The organism is Streptomyces mashuensis (assembly GCF_014654785.1).
Taxonomy (GTDB): Bacteria; Actinomycetota; Actinomycetes; order Streptomycetales; family Streptomycetaceae; genus Streptomyces; species Streptomyces mashuensis.
In genome coordinates this window covers 392,472-406,373 of record NZ_BNBD01000004.1, presented here as the reverse complement: position 1 = coordinate 406,373, position 13,902 = coordinate 392,472, and the positions used below count along the sequence as shown (strand labels likewise).

At 73.0% G+C, this 13,902-nt stretch carries 15 protein-coding genes; 4 read left to right on the top strand and 11 right to left on the bottom strand.

The window, feature by feature from the left end; genetic code table 11:
- Nucleotides 1-58: 58 nt before the first annotated feature.
- Together IE305_RS13695 and IE305_RS13690 are read right to left on the bottom strand one after the other, a co-directional pair.
- Nucleotides 59-1,642 (bottom strand): polyamine aminopropyltransferase, encoded by a 1,584-nt coding sequence (locus IE305_RS13695; RefSeq protein WP_190129798.1) that lies wholly within the window; start codon nucleotides 1,640-1,642, stop codon nucleotides 59-61.
- A 57-nt stretch (nucleotides 1,643-1,699) separates the two neighbouring features.
- Nucleotides 1,700-2,236: a DUF2617 family protein gene (locus IE305_RS13690; protein WP_190129797.1), complete on the bottom strand. Its 537-nt coding sequence runs from the start codon at nucleotides 2,234-2,236 to the stop codon at nucleotides 1,700-1,702.
- Between the two features lie 782 nt (nucleotides 2,237-3,018).
- Here IE305_RS13690 and IE305_RS13685 point away from each other — a divergent pair.
- Nucleotides 3,019-4,227 carry a putative hexosyltransferase gene (locus IE305_RS13685; RefSeq protein ID WP_190129796.1) on the top strand — a complete coding sequence of 403 codons (1,209 nt, stop codon included), beginning with the start codon at nucleotides 3,019-3,021 and terminating at the stop codon, nucleotides 4,225-4,227.
- A gap of 37 nt (nucleotides 4,228-4,264) precedes the next feature.
- On the opposite strand, the gene IE305_RS13680 is transcribed toward IE305_RS13685, so the two are convergent.
- Together IE305_RS13680 and clpB are read right to left on the bottom strand one after the other, a co-directional pair.
- Complete coding sequence (locus tag IE305_RS13680; protein ID WP_229890911.1) at nucleotides 4,265-4,801, bottom strand: YbjN domain-containing protein; 537 nt, start codon at nucleotides 4,799-4,801, stop codon at nucleotides 4,265-4,267.
- 115 nt (nucleotides 4,802-4,916) lie between these two features.
- Nucleotides 4,917-7,568: an ATP-dependent chaperone ClpB gene (clpB, locus tag IE305_RS13675; protein WP_190129794.1), complete on the bottom strand. Its 2,652-nt coding sequence runs from the start codon at nucleotides 7,566-7,568 to the stop codon at nucleotides 4,917-4,919.
- A gap of 150 nt (nucleotides 7,569-7,718) precedes the next feature.
- On the opposite strand from clpB, the gene IE305_RS13670 reads away from it, so the two are divergent.
- Nucleotides 7,719-8,123 carry a pyridoxamine 5'-phosphate oxidase family protein gene (locus tag IE305_RS13670; RefSeq protein ID WP_190129793.1) on the top strand — a complete coding sequence of 135 codons (405 nt, stop codon included), beginning with the start codon at nucleotides 7,719-7,721 and terminating at the stop codon, nucleotides 8,121-8,123.
- On the opposite strand, the gene IE305_RS13665 is transcribed toward IE305_RS13670, so the two are convergent.
- Entirely contained in the window at nucleotides 8,098-9,072 is a 975-nt protein-coding gene (locus tag IE305_RS13665; protein WP_190129892.1) for a hypothetical protein, read from the bottom strand. The two genes, IE305_RS13670 and IE305_RS13665, sit on opposite strands and share 26 nt — an antisense overlap.
- Nucleotides 9,073-9,229: 157 nt before the next feature.
- On the opposite strand from IE305_RS13665, the gene IE305_RS13660 reads away from it, so the two are divergent.
- A complete protein-coding gene (locus IE305_RS13660) occupies nucleotides 9,230-9,922 on the top strand; it encodes a hypothetical protein (protein WP_190129792.1) in 693 nt (230 codons plus the stop codon).
- A gap of 25 nt (nucleotides 9,923-9,947) precedes the next feature.
- Here IE305_RS13660 and IE305_RS13655 read toward each other — a convergent pair whose 3' ends face one another.
- A complete protein-coding gene (locus IE305_RS13655) occupies nucleotides 9,948-10,556 on the bottom strand; it encodes an SMI1/KNR4 family protein (RefSeq protein ID WP_190129791.1) in 609 nt (202 codons plus the stop codon).
- 68 nt (nucleotides 10,557-10,624) lie between these two features.
- On the opposite strand from IE305_RS13655, the gene IE305_RS13650 reads away from it, so the two are divergent.
- Nucleotides 10,625-11,080, top strand: a complete 456-nt coding sequence (locus IE305_RS13650; protein ID WP_190129790.1) for a hypothetical protein — start codon at nucleotides 10,625-10,627, stop codon at nucleotides 11,078-11,080.
- Here the strand turns inward: IE305_RS13650 and IE305_RS13645 are convergent.
- From IE305_RS13645 to IE305_RS13625, 5 genes are all read right to left on the bottom strand, one after another.
- Nucleotides 11,050-11,613, bottom strand: coding sequence for a hypothetical protein (locus IE305_RS13645; RefSeq protein WP_190129891.1), 564 nt, complete (start codon nucleotides 11,611-11,613; stop codon nucleotides 11,050-11,052). The genes IE305_RS13650 and IE305_RS13645 overlap by 31 nt on opposite strands.
- Nucleotides 11,614-11,654: 41 nt before the next feature.
- Nucleotides 11,655-11,987 (bottom strand): hypothetical protein, encoded by a 333-nt coding sequence (locus IE305_RS13640; RefSeq protein ID WP_229890909.1) that lies wholly within the window; start codon nucleotides 11,985-11,987, stop codon nucleotides 11,655-11,657.
- A 9-nt stretch (nucleotides 11,988-11,996) separates the two neighbouring features.
- Nucleotides 11,997-12,524 (bottom strand): MepB family protein, encoded by a 528-nt coding sequence (locus IE305_RS13635; RefSeq protein ID WP_190129789.1) that lies wholly within the window; start codon nucleotides 12,522-12,524, stop codon nucleotides 11,997-11,999.
- Between the two features lie 80 nt (nucleotides 12,525-12,604).
- A complete protein-coding gene (locus tag IE305_RS13630; RefSeq protein ID WP_190129788.1) occupies nucleotides 12,605-12,994 on the bottom strand; it encodes a VOC family protein in 390 nt (129 codons plus the stop codon).
- Nucleotides 12,995-13,073: 79 nt separating this feature from the next.
- A complete protein-coding gene (locus IE305_RS13625) occupies nucleotides 13,074-13,634 on the bottom strand; it encodes a DUF3291 domain-containing protein (protein WP_190129787.1) in 561 nt (186 codons plus the stop codon).
- Nucleotides 13,635-13,902: the final 268 nt, after the last annotated feature.

Below are 13,902 nucleotides of genomic sequence, written 5' to 3'. Positions count from 1 at the left end.
CCACGCTAGGCCCGCGCCCGGTGCCCCGCCACCGCGGCACCGCGCCGCGCGCGTGCCGTCAGCCCGGGTAGCGCGGGTGCATGAGCGTGGACGGCAGCAGCCCCTCCTCCCGGCCGAGCTCCGCGGCGTGGCGGTCCTCGCTGAGCTGGTGCGAGGTGAGTGCCTGCAGCGGGGGCCGTACGCCGGGCAGCCGCAGCCGTACGGGGTCGCGGGAGGCGAGGACGAAGCCCCAGCCGCGGCGTCCGTCGGGCCGGTCGGGCGAGGCGCGGACGCGGTAGGGGGCGGTGTGCAGGCCGACGGAGCGGACGGTGGTCTCGACGGTCCAGAAGACGTGGGGGCGGGCGTCCAGGTCACCGGCGTTCACGGCTATTCGGCCGCCGGGGGCGAGGGCGCGCAGGGCCAGCCCGTAGAACTCCTGGGCGTAGAGCTTGGCGCTGGGCGTGACGCCGGGCTCGGGCAGGTCGCAGAGGACCACGTCGTACGCGGCGGGGCCGGTGCCGGGGGCGGCGGGGCCGGGCCGGTCGCCGGGGTCGCCGCGCAGCCAGTCGAAGGCGTCGGCCGTGACGACGTGGACGCGCGGGTCCTGGTAGGCGCCGTGGTTGAGGGCGACGAGGCCGGGGTCGGTGCGGGCGAGGCGCAGCACCTCCGCGTCCAGTTCGACGACGGTGACGGTGGCCACGTCCGCGTACCGCAGCACTTCGCGCACCGCCAGGCCGTCGCCGCCGCCGAGGACGAGGACGTGCCGGTGGGGGCCGGCCATGGCGGGGTGGACGAGGGCCTCGTGGTAGCGGGCCTCGTCGCCGCCGACGCGGAGGCGGCCGTCGAGGAAGAGGGAGAGCGGCCGGCCGCCGGCCCCGCCGGTGAGGACGACCTCCTGCACGGGGCTGTGCACGGCGACGCGGACGTCCGTGCCGTAGACGGCGTGCCGGGCGGCGCGCTCGAAGGGGCCGCTGAGCGCCGAGCAGACGGCGAGTGCCAGCAGCACCAGGGCGTTGGCGACGACCAGCGTCCAGCGGGCGCGGGGCGACAGGTCGCCGCGGAACAGCCACAGCACCAGCGCGCCGCCGGCGACGGCGTTGACCGCGCCCGTGACGAGCGCGCCCGTCAACTGGCCCAGCACCGGCAGGAGGAGGAAGGGGAAGGCGAGCCCGCCGACGAGGGCGCCCACGTAGTCGGCGGCGAAGAGGTCGGCGACGGCGCCGCCGGCGTCCTGCCGGCGGATGCGCTGGATGAGGGTCATCAGCAGCGGCACCTCGGCGCCGATCAGTACGCCGGTCACGAGGGAGAAGCCGACGAGCGCGGGCCGGGCCTGTCCGTACCAGGCGAAGCAGGCGTAGAGCGCCATGGCGGACAGGCCGCCGGTCAGTGCGAGCAGGGCCTCGACCGTGGCGAAGCCGAGCGCCGCGCGGCGGCGCAGGCGTTTGGCCAGCAGGGAGCCGAGCCCCATGGCGAAGACCATCACCGACAGGACGACGGAGGCCTGGGTGACGGAGTCGCCTATCAAGTACGAGGCCAGGGCGACCAGTTCCAGCTCGTACACCAGCCCACAGGCGGCGCAGACGAAGACCGTGGTGAGCACGAGGAGGCGGCCGAGCCCGGCCGGTACCGGCAACCGCGCTGGCACCGGGCGGTGGTGAACCATGCGGTAACGCTACGTCACGAACCCATGACGCACTTGTCACCCACAAGGGTTAAATACTCACGCCGAGGGGTGACCCTCCAGGGGCGCCGCCGTGCGCACCCCCACGCGGGTGCGGGTGGCGACCAGCCGTCCTTCCTGCGGGTAGGCGTGCCAGGTGCGCCAGCCGACGCGGCCGTCGCAGCGCTGGGCGAGGAGCGCGGTGAACGCGTGCGGGCTGCCGGGGAACGTCCCGGCCAGGCCCTGCGGGTGGTCGGCGACCAGCGCGAGCAGCTCCTGCGCGCGCCCCGCGAACGAGCTGCCGGGCAGGGTCTCGACGCGCGCCGCGAACTCGTACTCCCAGGCGCCGACGCGCTTGGAGACGCCCAGGGGGAGCGGGGTGCTGCTGCCGGGTATGCAGGCGACGGTCTCGGAACAGATCCCGCCGTCCTCCCGGAGTATGACCTGGTGGGAGGCGCCCAGCAGGCGCAGTTGCACGGTGGACCCGGCGAGTTCGAGGTCGAGGACCGCCAGCGCGGGGAGGGGTTCCCTCCCCAGGCACCAGGCGAGGTCGGCGGCCCGGGTGTCGGTGTAGGTGGTCTTGAGCGTGGTGAGCATGGGTCGGCTCCGCGAGCGAGCAGGGGAGGGTGGGCCGGCCCGCTCCGCGGAGGACGGGGTCGAGGACGGGACCCCTGTCGGATTCCGGACGGTGCCGCCGGCTCATGCCCGCATACGAGGTCCCCGATTCCGCGTTCCGGGGGACGTTCCGGCATTCCCGGGAGGGCCTCTCAACGTGGCTCTGTATGGAGAGGGAATCACGAATGGGCCGCGCTCACAGCGGTTTTACCCATCATCTTCCCGATTCCATCCACGCGAGGGCCGAGCAGTTCACATGTTCAGCAGACCGGCGTCCGACCGGGCCCGCAGGACGGCTCCGCATATGCGTGCACGCATGGGCCACCTGCAACTCTCTCGCAATGCACGTGCACGAAATCGCTGTCAGGGCCACGGAATTCCGCGCGGGCCGTCGCGCATTCCGCACGGCAAGCCCCTCGTTCCCGGAAAGGAGACGGGCGCGGAGAACAGCGCGTACGCCGACGCCTGCTCCCCGACGCCCCGGTGGCCCGCGCGAGCGCCCCGGCGCGGACGACGCACACGTACGCGGTCCTCCGCACTCGCCGCCCCCGTACGCACCGGTCGTGAGCCGGCCCGCCCGGGCCCCGCCGGTGTGCCCGCCCGCCATGCACAGCACACCCCGCGCGCCGCCGCACGGCGACAGCCCGAGGTGCCCCCGTGCGGGTGGAAGGCGCACCGCATACGGGCGCTCCGCCTCGCGCGTGCGCAGGAGGGGCCGCATCGTCGGAGTGCCCCGACCACCGCGCCCGCACCGGAGGTGCCCCGTGCCCGCCGACACCGCAGCGCCCGTACGCGCCACGGACCCGGGCCGCCCCTCCGGCACCCGGCCCGGCCGCCGGGCGGACCGGGTGCGCGAGGCCCTGCACCGCGCGCTGCCCGCGCTCGCGCTGTACGCGGCGGTGCGGCTGACCGGCATGGCGGTGATGGCGGGGTGGGCCTGGTGGGTGGGCAAGCACCCGCGCACGCTGCTCGGGCACCTGTGGGACGGCATCTGGTACGCGGGCATCGCCCGGCACGGCTACGGCCTGGTGCTGCCCTCCCCCACCACCCGCGGCGTGATCTTCAACGACCTGGCGTTCTTCCCGCTCCTCCCCGGCCTGGTGCGGGCCGTGGCCACCGTCCTGCCCGTCACCGTGGTCAGCGCCGGGCTGCTGGTGTCCTGGGCCGCCGCCGGGGCGGCCGCCTGGGGCGTGTACGCGGTCGGCGAGCGGCTGCACGGCCGCCGCACCGGCATCTGGCTCGTGCTGCTGTGGGGCCTGCTGCCGCACGCCATCGTGCAGACCATGGCGTACACCGAGTCGCTGATGACGGCCCTCGCTGCCTGGTCCCTGTACGCGGTGCTCACCGGCCGGTGGGTGTGGGGCGGCACGCTCGCGCTGCTCGCGGGGCTGTCCCGGCCCAACGGCATCGCGGTGGCCGCGGCGCTGTGCTGCACCGCGGCGGCCGTGCTGTGGCGCCACCCGGCGGCCCGCCGCAACGGGCGGATCTGGCTGGGCGCGGCCCTGTCGCCCGTGGGCTGGGCCGGCTACGTGGTGTGGGCCGGCCGCGAGTCGGGCGGCGGCTGGCTGGGCTACTTCGAGGTGCAGCGGCTGTGGGGGTCGCGGTTCGACTTCGGGTGGGACGCGCTGCACTTCGTCCGCCACCTCGTCGTCGCCCGCGACTCCCTGGCGTACTACACCACCCTGGCCATCCTGGGGGCGGCGCTGCTGGCCCTGGTGTGCTTCGTCCTCGACCGGCCGCCGCTGCCGCTGCTGGTGTACACGCTGGTCCTGGCCGTGATCGCGGTGGGCGGCTCCAACTACTTCGCGTCCAAGCCGCGCTTCCTGCTGCCCGCCTTCCCACTGCTGCTGCCGGCGGCCCTGGCCATGACGAGAGCCCGGCCGCGCACCGTCGCCCTCGCGACGGCCACGCTGGCCGGGCTCTCCTTCTGCTACGGAACGTATCTGCTGACGATCGCCCGGGTGCCCATGTAGCGGGCCCCGGCGTGACCCCGCAGGATCAGTCCTGCGGTCAGTCCTCGGCGTCCGGCTTGTCGTCGCCGTCGGCCTCGATGTCGGCCTCCAGACCGAGCTGCTCGACGAGCCACTTGTCGAACTCGATCGACGCCCGCACCCAGCTGACCGTGCTGGACACGAAGTGCTCCAGCGAGACCCCGACGCCGATCAGCATCTGGACCTCACCGATCAGACGGACCGTGCCGTCGTCGTGGGTGTGGGTGTAGACCTTCGGCCAGAGGGTGCGACGGTTCCAGTCGTCGATCACCTCAAGGATCTTGGGCTTCTGCTCGATGTCGTGCGGACGGTCGTAGAACGTCCGCACCGAGAAGACCCGCTGCTCCTCCTCGCCCCGGAACATGAAGTACGTCCGGAACTCCTCCCACGGGGCAGCGAGGTCACCCTCGTCGTCCACGAGGTACTTGAGCTCCATCTGGTCGAGGAGCTGCTTGACCAGGTCCTGGTCGGGGATGACGGGGCCGGCCGGACCCGTCTCAGGCTGCGGTTCGGGCCGGGCCCCGAAGTTCGGAATCGAGGACGGGTCGATGCTCACCGTGTACTTCCCTTCGTACGGTCTCCCGCCATCCTCCCCCATCCCGGGCGGGGCGTGGCAAGCCCCGCCCCACCCGTGTCACGGTGTTGTCCGCCCGCCCGCCGGATTCAACGGTTCACCCGGCGGCCGGCTGCGGCACGGCGGCCACGGTGAGCTCCGTGCCCCCGTCCGCCACGTCGACCCGTACGGTGTCGCCGTCCCGCACCTGCCCCGCCAGGATGGCGCGGGCCAGCTGGTCGCCGATGGCCGTCTGCACCAGCCGGCGCAGCGGCCGGGCGCCGTAGCTGAGGTCCGGCGGAGCACCGCCGTCCGCGGCCGGTTCGTGGCCCAGCCGGGCCAGCCAGGCCAGCGCGGCCGGGCTGACGTCGAGCACGAGCCTGCGGTCGGCCAGCCGGCGCTGGAGGTGACCGATCTGCAGCCCGGCGATCCGCTCCAGCTGGCCGGTGCCCAGCGGGTGGAAGACGACGACGTCGTCGAGCCGGTTGAGGAACTCGGGCCGGAACGAGGCCCGCACCGTCTCCAGCACGCGCTGCTTCTTCTGCTCCTCGTCCAGCGCCGGGTCCACCAGGAACGTCGACCCCAGGTTGGACGTCAGGATCAGGATGGTGTTGCGGAAGTCCACCGTCCGGCCCTGGCCGTCGGTGAGCCGGCCGTCGTCCAGCACCTGGAGCAGGATGTCGAAGACCTCGTGGTGGGCCTTCTCCACCTCGTCCAGAAGGATCACGCTGTACGGGCGGCGGCGCACCGCCTCCGTCAGCTGGCCGCCCTCCTCGTACCCCACGTAGCCGGGCGGGGCACCGACCAGGCGCGCCACCGAGTGCTTCTCGCCGTACTCGCTCATGTCGATGCGGACCATGGCCCGCTCGTCGTCGAACAGGAAGTCGGCGAGCGCCTTCGCCAGCTCCGTCTTGCCCACACCGGTCGGGCCGAGGAACAGGAACGAGCCGGTGGGCCGGTCCGGGTCGGCGATGCCGGCCCGCGAACGCCGCACGGCGTCGGACACGGCCCGCACGGCCTCCGTCTGCCCGATCAGCCGCTTGCCGATCTCCTCCTCCATGCGCAGCAGCTTCTGCGTCTCGCCCTCCAGCAGCCGGCCCGCGGGGATGCCGGTCCAGGAGGCGACGACGTCGGCGATGTCGTCCGGGCCGACCTCCTCCTTGACCATGAGGTCCTTCGTGGCGGCCTCCTGCTCGGCCTCCGCCTCGGCCCGCGCGGCGTCCTCCAGCTCCCGCTCGACCGCGGGGATCTCCCCGTACAGCAGCTTCGACGCCGTGTCGAAGTCACCGTCGCGCTGCGCCCGCTCGGCCTGCACCCGCAGGTCGTCCAGGCGCTCCTTGAGCTCACCGACCCGGTTGAGGGACTGCTTCTCGCGCTCCCAGCGGGCGGTCAGGCCGCGCAGCTCCTCCTCCTTGTCGGCCAGGTCGCGGCGGAGCCGCTCCAGCCGCACCTTGCTGGCCTCGTCGGACTCGTTGCGCAGGGCCAGCTCCTCCATCTTCAGCCGGTCCACGGCGCGCTGCAGCTCGTCGATCTCCACGGGCGAGGAGTCGATCTCCATGCGCAGCCGGGACGCGGCCTCGTCGACGAGGTCGATGGCCTTGTCGGGCAGGAAGCGGGAGGTGATGTACCGGTCGGAGAGGGTGGCCGCGGCCACCAGCGCCGAGTCGGCGATCTGCACCTTGTGGTGCGCCTCGTAGCGGCCCTTGAGGCCGCGGAGGATGGCGATGGAGTCCTCCACGGAGGGCTCGGCGACCAGCACCTGCTGGAAGCGGCGCTCCAGGGCGGGGTCCTTCTCGACGCGCTCGCGGTACTCGTCGAGCGTCGTCGCGCCGACCATGCGCAGCTCGCCGCGGGCCAGCATGGGCTTGAGCATGTTGCCCGCGTCCATGGCCGAGTCGCCGCCGGCGCCCGCGCCGACGACCGTGTGCAGCTCGTCGATGAAGGTGATGATCTGCCCGTCGCTGGCCTTGATCTCCGCCAGGACGGTCTTCAGCCGCTCCTCGAACTCGCCGCGGTACTTCGCGCCCGCGACCATCGCGCCCAGGTCCAGGGAGACCAGCCGCTTGTTCTTCAGCGACTCGGGGACGTCGCCCTTCACTATCCGCTGGGCCAGGCCCTCCACGACGGCCGTCTTGCCGACGCCGGGCTCGCCGATGAGCACCGGGTTGTTCTTCGTGCGGCGCGACAGCACCTGCACCACGCGCCGGATCTCGTGGTCCCGCCCGATGACCGGGTCGAGCCGGCCCTCGCGCGCCGCCGCCGTGAAGTCCGTGCCGAACTTCTCCAGCGCCTTGTACGTGCCCTCCGGGTCCGGAGTCGTCACCCGCTGTCCGCCCCTTGCCTTCTCGAACGCCTCCAGCAGCTTCTCCGCGGAGGCTCCCTGTGCCGCCAGCAGCTCCCCGGTGCGCCCGCCCTTGGCCGCGAGGCCGATGAGCAGGTGCTCGGTGGAGATGTACTCGTCGCCGAGGTCGCGCGCCCGCTGCGAGGCGTCGGCCAGCGCGGCCATCAGCTCGCGGTTGGGCTGCGGCGGGGCGACGGTGGACCCCTGCACGCTGGGCAGCGCGGCGAGCTCGCGCTCGGCGGCCGAGCGCAGCGCCGCGGCGTCGGCCTCGACGGCCGCGAGCAGGTCCATCACGTTCTCGTTGTCGCGCACCGCGAGCAGCGCCAGCAGCAGGTGGGCGGGGGTCATGTCGACGTGCCCGGCCGCCACCGCGCGATCGTTCGCGGCGCTGAGCGCCTCACGGCTCTTGTTGGTCAGCTCGGCATCCACGACCTGTGACTCCTCCTCCGGCTGCGGATCAGCCCTGTTCCCGTCGGTGTCCCTGCGGTACTCGACCTCCGATAAGTTGAGTCTAGTCCACTCAATGTGGTTTTCCCAGTGCCGCCCCGGCCCACCCGGTGGCCGCACTACGCTGCCCGCATGGCCCACGACCTCCGCGCACTCGACCCCGACTACCTCACTTTCTGGCGTGAGCGGCACCTCTGCACCCTGACCACGCTCCGCCCCAACGGCACGCCCCACGTCGTCGCCGTCGGCGTCACCTTCGACCCCCACACCGGCATAGCCCGCGTCATCACCAACAAGGGCAGCCGCAAGGTCGCCAACGTCCTCGCCGCCGGGCCCGACGGCGCCCCCGTCGCCGTCTGCCAGCTGGAGGGCAAGCGCTGGGCCACCCTGGAGGGCCGCGCCGTCGTCCGCACCGAGGCCGACGTCATCGCCGACGCCGTCGCCCGCTACGCCGAGCGCTACGGCCGCACCCCCCAGCCCAACCCCGAACGCGTCGCCATCGAGATCACCGTCACCCGCGCCCTCGGCCGCGGCTGAGCGCCGCACGGATGTCGCGGATCATCACGTCCGGCCGGTCGAAGACATCCCTCGCCGTGAACCGCAGGATGCTCCCCACCTCCGGGCACGCCGCCAGATCGTTGAACCGCTCCACGTCGCGCTGATGCTGCGCCCGGCTCCCGTGCCAGGCGTAGCCCTCCGTCTCCACCACCAGCCCCGCCTCCCGGAAGAGGAAGTCGGGGTAGACCCGGCGGCCGGTGGTGGGCACGACGAGCATCACCTGCGTCTCCGGGTACAGGCCCGCGTCGTGCATCCGCAGCCGGGCGATGGTCTCGGCCGGGGAGCCCGCCTTCGGGTCGGCCAGCGCCAGCCACCACGCCGCCCGGCTCGCCCCGCGCAGCTCCGGTGCGGTGGTCAGGGCCCGCCCGACGGCGTCCACCGTCGTCAGCGGCGGCCCCCGCCGGCCGGACGGCACGGGACCGCCCGGCCCGGCCCGCTCCTCCACCTCGCACCGGTGGCGCCAGCCCAGCGCGGCGTCGACGGCCACCAGCACCTCGTCGCGCGGACCCGCCCGCAGCAGGTCGGCCAGCGTCCGGGCGACGGTGGTCGTCCGCAGGCCCCCGGCCGTCACCGTCACATCCGCCGCCGGCAGCGGCAGCCGCCGCAGCACCACGTCCTTCGGCGCCGCGCCCTCGCCGATGAACTCCGTGCGCGGCGCCCGCGGCACGATGCCGTGCAGCCGGGCCGCCGACCAGTGGCCGGCCACCCACGCGGGGTGCGCCAGCTGGTGCGCCCACAGCGCCTCCCGCTCCCCCACCGGCCGCCCCGGCAGCAACCACGCACCGGGCCGTACCCGCGTCCACCCCTCCTTCGTCAGTACGCGGCGCAACCGCGCCCGCGTCCACCCGCTCTCCAGCGCCTGCGCCTGCGCGGCAAGCACCACTCCGCCCTGCGACTCCGCCAGGGCCCGCAACTCGTCCCCCGTCATCACGCTGAGTAGTCTTCCGCTGCGGGTCAAGCCCCGCCAGCCCCTGTGGAAAACGCGGGTGACGACTTTCCCTGACGGCCCGTCACCCACCGTCAACTCCCGCCGCGCACCCTGTGGATACTCCCCGGTCACGCCACGGAACGGTTACGGTTCCGCCATGGGATGGGGTTGGCTGCAGCTGTCGACGGACGGCACACAAGGCGGCGGTATCCGCCTGAAATATCCGGACGCCGCCTTCACCACCGCGGTGGAGGCCCGCGCGGACTTACAACGGCACCTCGACAGAGGTGCCGACGAGCCGCACTTCGCCAAGGCCGCCGCGGCCTGGCGCGACGCCTCCCCGACCGCGAAGGCCGTCCGTTCCCTGCCGTACGCGTGGACGCTCTACGAGATACCGCGCGGCTCCACGCCCGCCGCGGCGGCCAACACCACCGCCCGCGAGCAGGCGCGACACCTCCTCGACCAGCCCTCGGCCGCCGGCCGCACCCGGTCGTCCCGGCCCTGGCAGGCCGGGCCCCGCTTCCCCCTGGTGCTGTTCGTCCTCGGCCTGCTCTTCCTCGGCGGCTGCGGCCTGAAGCTGGTGGCCGACGGCCTCACCGACCACCGCGAACCCACCTGCGACGGCAAGGCCATGCGGCCCTGGGACGTCTGCGTCACCACGAGGGCCGGCCGTTCCGGCAGCAGCCAGTACACCGAGACGTACCAGGAAAAGGCCGACGCCCTCGCCCACAGCACCGACTTCTCCGTGCCGCTGGGCGTGGCCCTGCTCGTGCTCTGCGTCGCCCTGCTGCTGTGGCGCCACTCGCGGACGAAGCGCCGCGCACAGTGGGCGAAGGAGCAGGAAAACTGAAGGGCACGAGGGCGGGCGGCCGTGGCTACCGCCCCGGCTCCGCCCCCGCCAGCCGGGCCTTGGCCTCCGTCCAGGGGCACGGCTCCTGCGGCCCCTCCTCACCAGGGGCCTCGTAGGCGTCCTCCTCGTACCAGCCCTTGCCGGCCAGCCACGTCTCCAGCCACTCCTCCAGGCTGCCGGCGTCGACGTACCAGGCGTCGGCCCAGTCGTCGTGGGCGTCGTTCGGCTCGTACAGCAGCACCGTGCCGGTCGCGCTGTGGCAGTCGACCGCCGCGTACATGCCGCAGCCCCAGTCGAGGAGCGGCAGCACACCGGCCGGCCAGTGCGGGTCGTCGGTGCAGGCGGCGTCCGAGAGCTCGTCGCGGTACGCCGAAACCAGGGTCCGCCCGTCACCCGTGAGGGGGAGCAGCTGGTAGCCGGGCCCGTAGCCGCCGTTGCCGACCTCCCGGTACAGCCGCGCGAGCAACGGCGGTAGCGCCAGCCCGAGTTCGGCCTCCACGGCGGCCAGTTCCCGCGCGCTCACCGGCGCGCGCAGCGCGTCACCCCTGTCGGCCCGGGCCCGTACGGCCACCCGGGCGACGACGTCGGGCCTCTCGCCGGCCCGCGTACCCGTCTCCGCATTCGTGTCCGTCACGCCCCGATCATGTCACTCGCCGCTGACACCGGGTTTCTCTACGCTGCGAGCCGGAGGTGCTCTCGGCCATGGAGGAAGCAGTGACGGCACAGGACGCGCCCGTGGCGAGCCCGCGGGTCCGGAACGACACCAGCCGCCCCGCGAGCGCGCAGACCGCCCCCGGCCGGCAACCGGAGCACAGCCGCGGCCTCCTCGCGCCCGTCCTCGTCAACCTCGCTCTCGGGGTGCCCGCGATGCTGCCCCTCTACCTCGCCTGGTGGCTGCTGACCGCGTACCTCCCCATGGACTGCCACACCCTCGAAGAAGCAGCCCGCCCCGATGTCACCAACTGCCACTACACCACCGTCGACCACGCGGGCCCCGTGATGTTCCTGCTCGCGGTCACCGGGGCGCTCCTCCTCGCCGTCGCCCTCGTCGTCGACGTCGTCCTGCCCCTGCGGCGCGGCCGCCGCCTCCGCCCCTGGCTCGGCGCCGCCGCGCTGATCCCCGTCCCCTACGCGCTGGCCGCACTCACGCTCGGCTGACGCGTCCACAGGCTGAGGTCGCTGCTCGTCGCGACCGCAAAGGTCTGCCCGGACTGCGAGAAACCGGCCGCCCTGAGCTCGGACCAGGACGCATGGAAGACGTGCCACCAGCCCTCCCCGTGCGCGTTCCGGTGCGGCATGCCGCCGTCACAGCAGAGCAGTACGCGGTGGTGCGGCCAGTCCGGCGCGACGACCTCCACGGTCCAGCCGTCGCCGGCCGTCCGGTGCAGACCACCGCCGTACAGCCCGGCGACGGGCACCCGTACGCCCTCCACCGGCCCCAGGCCCCGGCACGACAGCACGCCGTCCGCCGTGGTCTCCACGTCCTCGTCCGAGTCGCGGTCCCGCGCGATCCGTTCGCCGGTGACCGCGTCGAACAGCCCCCGCCCGGCGTGCGACACGGTCAGGACGAGGTCGCGGCCCGACGCGGGATGCGTCGCGAACCCGATGCCCGTCAGCCCGCCGACCGGCACGTACGGCGCGAACACCGGCCGCCACGGTTCCGGCGCGGCCGTGACAGGTGCGGCGAGCATACGGTCGCGCAGCCCGGCCTGGTACGGGGTGAGGGCGCGCGTCACGGCGCCACCCGGTGCAGCACGCTCCGGCCCGACCGCAGCCACGTCCGCGCAGCCTCCACCGTCACCTCCATGTCGTCGCGGTAGCCCCGCTGCGTGAACACGAGCACCTCACCCGGGCCACGCCGTCCGGCGCGAACAGCTGCGCCTCGGCCGCGACGACCGTGTTCACCGGCCCCGGCGCCGCCGCAACGCTCTCGTCGATGTCGAAATACGCCGTCCCGCACCCGCACGTGCGGCAGCTGAGCACGCAGCGCACGGTGCGTCGCATCGTCCCTGGTCAGGAGAAGATCCAACACGTCGGCGAGATCGTCGGGCAAGCGTTCGTCCACTCCCCGAGGCTATCCGGGGAGGTAGAGGGCGCGGGCACGTCCCAGGTCGGCAGGCCCGTCCTCGCCGAGGTGGAGGAAGTACTGCACCTGCCACGCCTGGGTGCTGCGGGCCTGCCGGCTGGTCGTGGTCACCCACGGCGGATAGACGCGGAATCCGCGCTTGCCGCCGGATCGGTCGCGGGAGACGATGTCGCGCTCGCACAACACCTCGCGCGGGAACACGAACTGCCCGAAGCCGTCGTCGTCGCGGCTGCTGATGACGAAGAGGTCCACGCCGTCGCCGGCGTCGAAGGGCCGGATCGGCCCCTCCTCCGACCGCTGCCACACCGTGACGAACTGGCCCACCTTCGCCGGGGTGGTCCTGGCCACGCGGAACCGGACCGCCCGGCCGTCGAGCGTGAACGCGCACGCCGCGTACTCGGCGCTCTCCGGTTCGGGCACCGGCTGCGAGCAGGCGAAACCGCACGGGTCGTACACCCGCGCCTTGGCCGCCAGCAGGTCACCGTGAAGCCCCGCCCATGGCTGATTCGTCACCATGCCGCCATCCTGCCTGACGTGGCGCTTCGCGTACGCAACGGTGGGGCCTCACCGGGCGGGACCGGACCACGCACCCGCGGTTACGCCGGCCAGCCGCCGTAGGGAACGGTGATGAGCTCCATGGCATGGCCGGCGGGGTCCATGAAGTACACGCCGCGCCCACCGTCGTTGTGGTTGATCGCACCGGGCTGCTGCCGGTGCGGGTCGGCATAGTGCTCGACACCGCGTTCCCTGATGCGTGCGTACGCCGCGTCGAACTCCTCCTCCGAGACCAGGAAGGCGTAATGCTGTGGGGTGATGCTCTCCGCGGGGATCGTGGCGAAGTCCAGCGTGACGCCGTTGCTCAGCTCGACCGCGATGAACGGACCCCACTCGGCGCTGATCTCAAGGCCCAGCACGTCCGCGAAGAACGCGGCGGATTCCCGGTTGTCACGGGCATGGACGATCGTGTGGTTCAACTCGACGGGCATTGGTATGCCTCCAGGGGCATCTCCCGGCACCTCCATGCCTCACTCGACCAGTGACCGACACGCGATGCCGCAGCGCATATTAGCGCTCAGTACGGTCGCTCTTCGGCCCGGTACCGTTGAGCCTCGTCGGAGTTCCGTCCGGGGCGAACGAGTGGCGGAAAGTGAAGGCGTGCGGCGCCACGCCGTGGTCGTGCAGGTGCTCCAGCCTGGACACCCCGTCCTCCCAACTGGGTATCACGCCGTCGGCGACCCACCAGAACACGTGACTCGGGTGTTCCGACCTCTCGACCCAGTCGTAACGCCTGTTCAGCGCCTCACGGTGCACACCGGTGTAGATGGCGTCGAAGGCCGGGCGCAGATCGGTCCAGAGCGAGAGGGTCGCGGCCAGGGCCGTGGTTTCCGCCGTACGACCCTTGTCGTACCAGCTCGGTACGGCGAACTCTCCCCACGCACCCCAGTCGGCCTCGAAGTGCGAGCCGCGTTCACCGTATTCCGCATCGGCGTGCGCGATGTATCCAGGGTGCTGGCTGATCTTCCGATAGACGGCCGCACCGAGGTCGTAGAACTCGCGCGTGAGCGGTCCCGGATCGGCGAGAGGCGACTTCAGGACGCCGAAGGTGTACAGAGCAAGCTGGGGCATGCGTCTCTCCCTGATTGGGGGTGCCTGGCGTGGACCCGGTCCGGCGCCTCCGTGGGCAACCGCCGAAGACCAGGTGAAGGTAGCCGCCTTTGCGGACCATGTCGAAGTTGCGTTTTCCCTGCCCAAATGCCCTCGTCGGCACGGCCATTGCGGGGGCGGCGCCCGTGCCGGTCGAGCCATGCTGCGGGCCACCCCGCGCCCTCACGGCACGCGTGAACACGGCCGAATGCAACGGGGGACGGAGCGTGGACGCGACGCCCACCCTCGC

What these genes read in the sequence shown, in the direction of transcription:
- IE305_RS13650 (WP_190129790.1), top strand. Translation starts at nt 10,625, where the DNA reads ATGGAGGAAGCAGTGACGGCACAGGACGCGCCCGTGGCGAGCCCGCGG.
- IE305_RS13695 (WP_190129798.1), bottom strand. Translation starts at nt 1,642, where the DNA reads ATGGTTCACCACCGCCCGGTGCCAGCGCGGTTGCCGGTACCGGCCGGG.
- IE305_RS13630 (WP_190129788.1), bottom strand. Translation starts at nt 12,994, where the DNA reads ATGCCCGTCGAGTTGAACCACACGATCGTCCATGCCCGTGACAACCGG.
- IE305_RS13670 (WP_190129793.1), top strand. Translation starts at nt 7,719, where the DNA reads ATGGCCCACGACCTCCGCGCACTCGACCCCGACTACCTCACTTTCTGG.
- IE305_RS13645 (WP_190129891.1), bottom strand. Translation starts at nt 11,613, where the DNA reads ATGCTCGCCGCACCTGTCACGGCCGCGCCGGAACCGTGGCGGCCGGTG.
- IE305_RS13690 (WP_190129797.1), bottom strand. Translation starts at nt 2,236, where the DNA reads ATGCTCACCACGCTCAAGACCACCTACACCGACACCCGGGCCGCCGAC.
- IE305_RS13625 (WP_190129787.1), bottom strand. Translation starts at nt 13,634, where the DNA reads ATGCCCCAGCTTGCTCTGTACACCTTCGGCGTCCTGAAGTCGCCTCTC.
- IE305_RS13665 (WP_190129892.1), bottom strand. Translation starts at nt 9,072, where the DNA reads ATGACGGGGGACGAGTTGCGGGCCCTGGCGGAGTCGCAGGGCGGAGTG.
- IE305_RS13635 (WP_190129789.1), bottom strand. Translation starts at nt 12,524, where the DNA reads ATGGTGACGAATCAGCCATGGGCGGGGCTTCACGGTGACCTGCTGGCG.
- IE305_RS13660 (WP_190129792.1), top strand. Translation starts at nt 9,230, where the DNA reads ATGGGATGGGGTTGGCTGCAGCTGTCGACGGACGGCACACAAGGCGGC.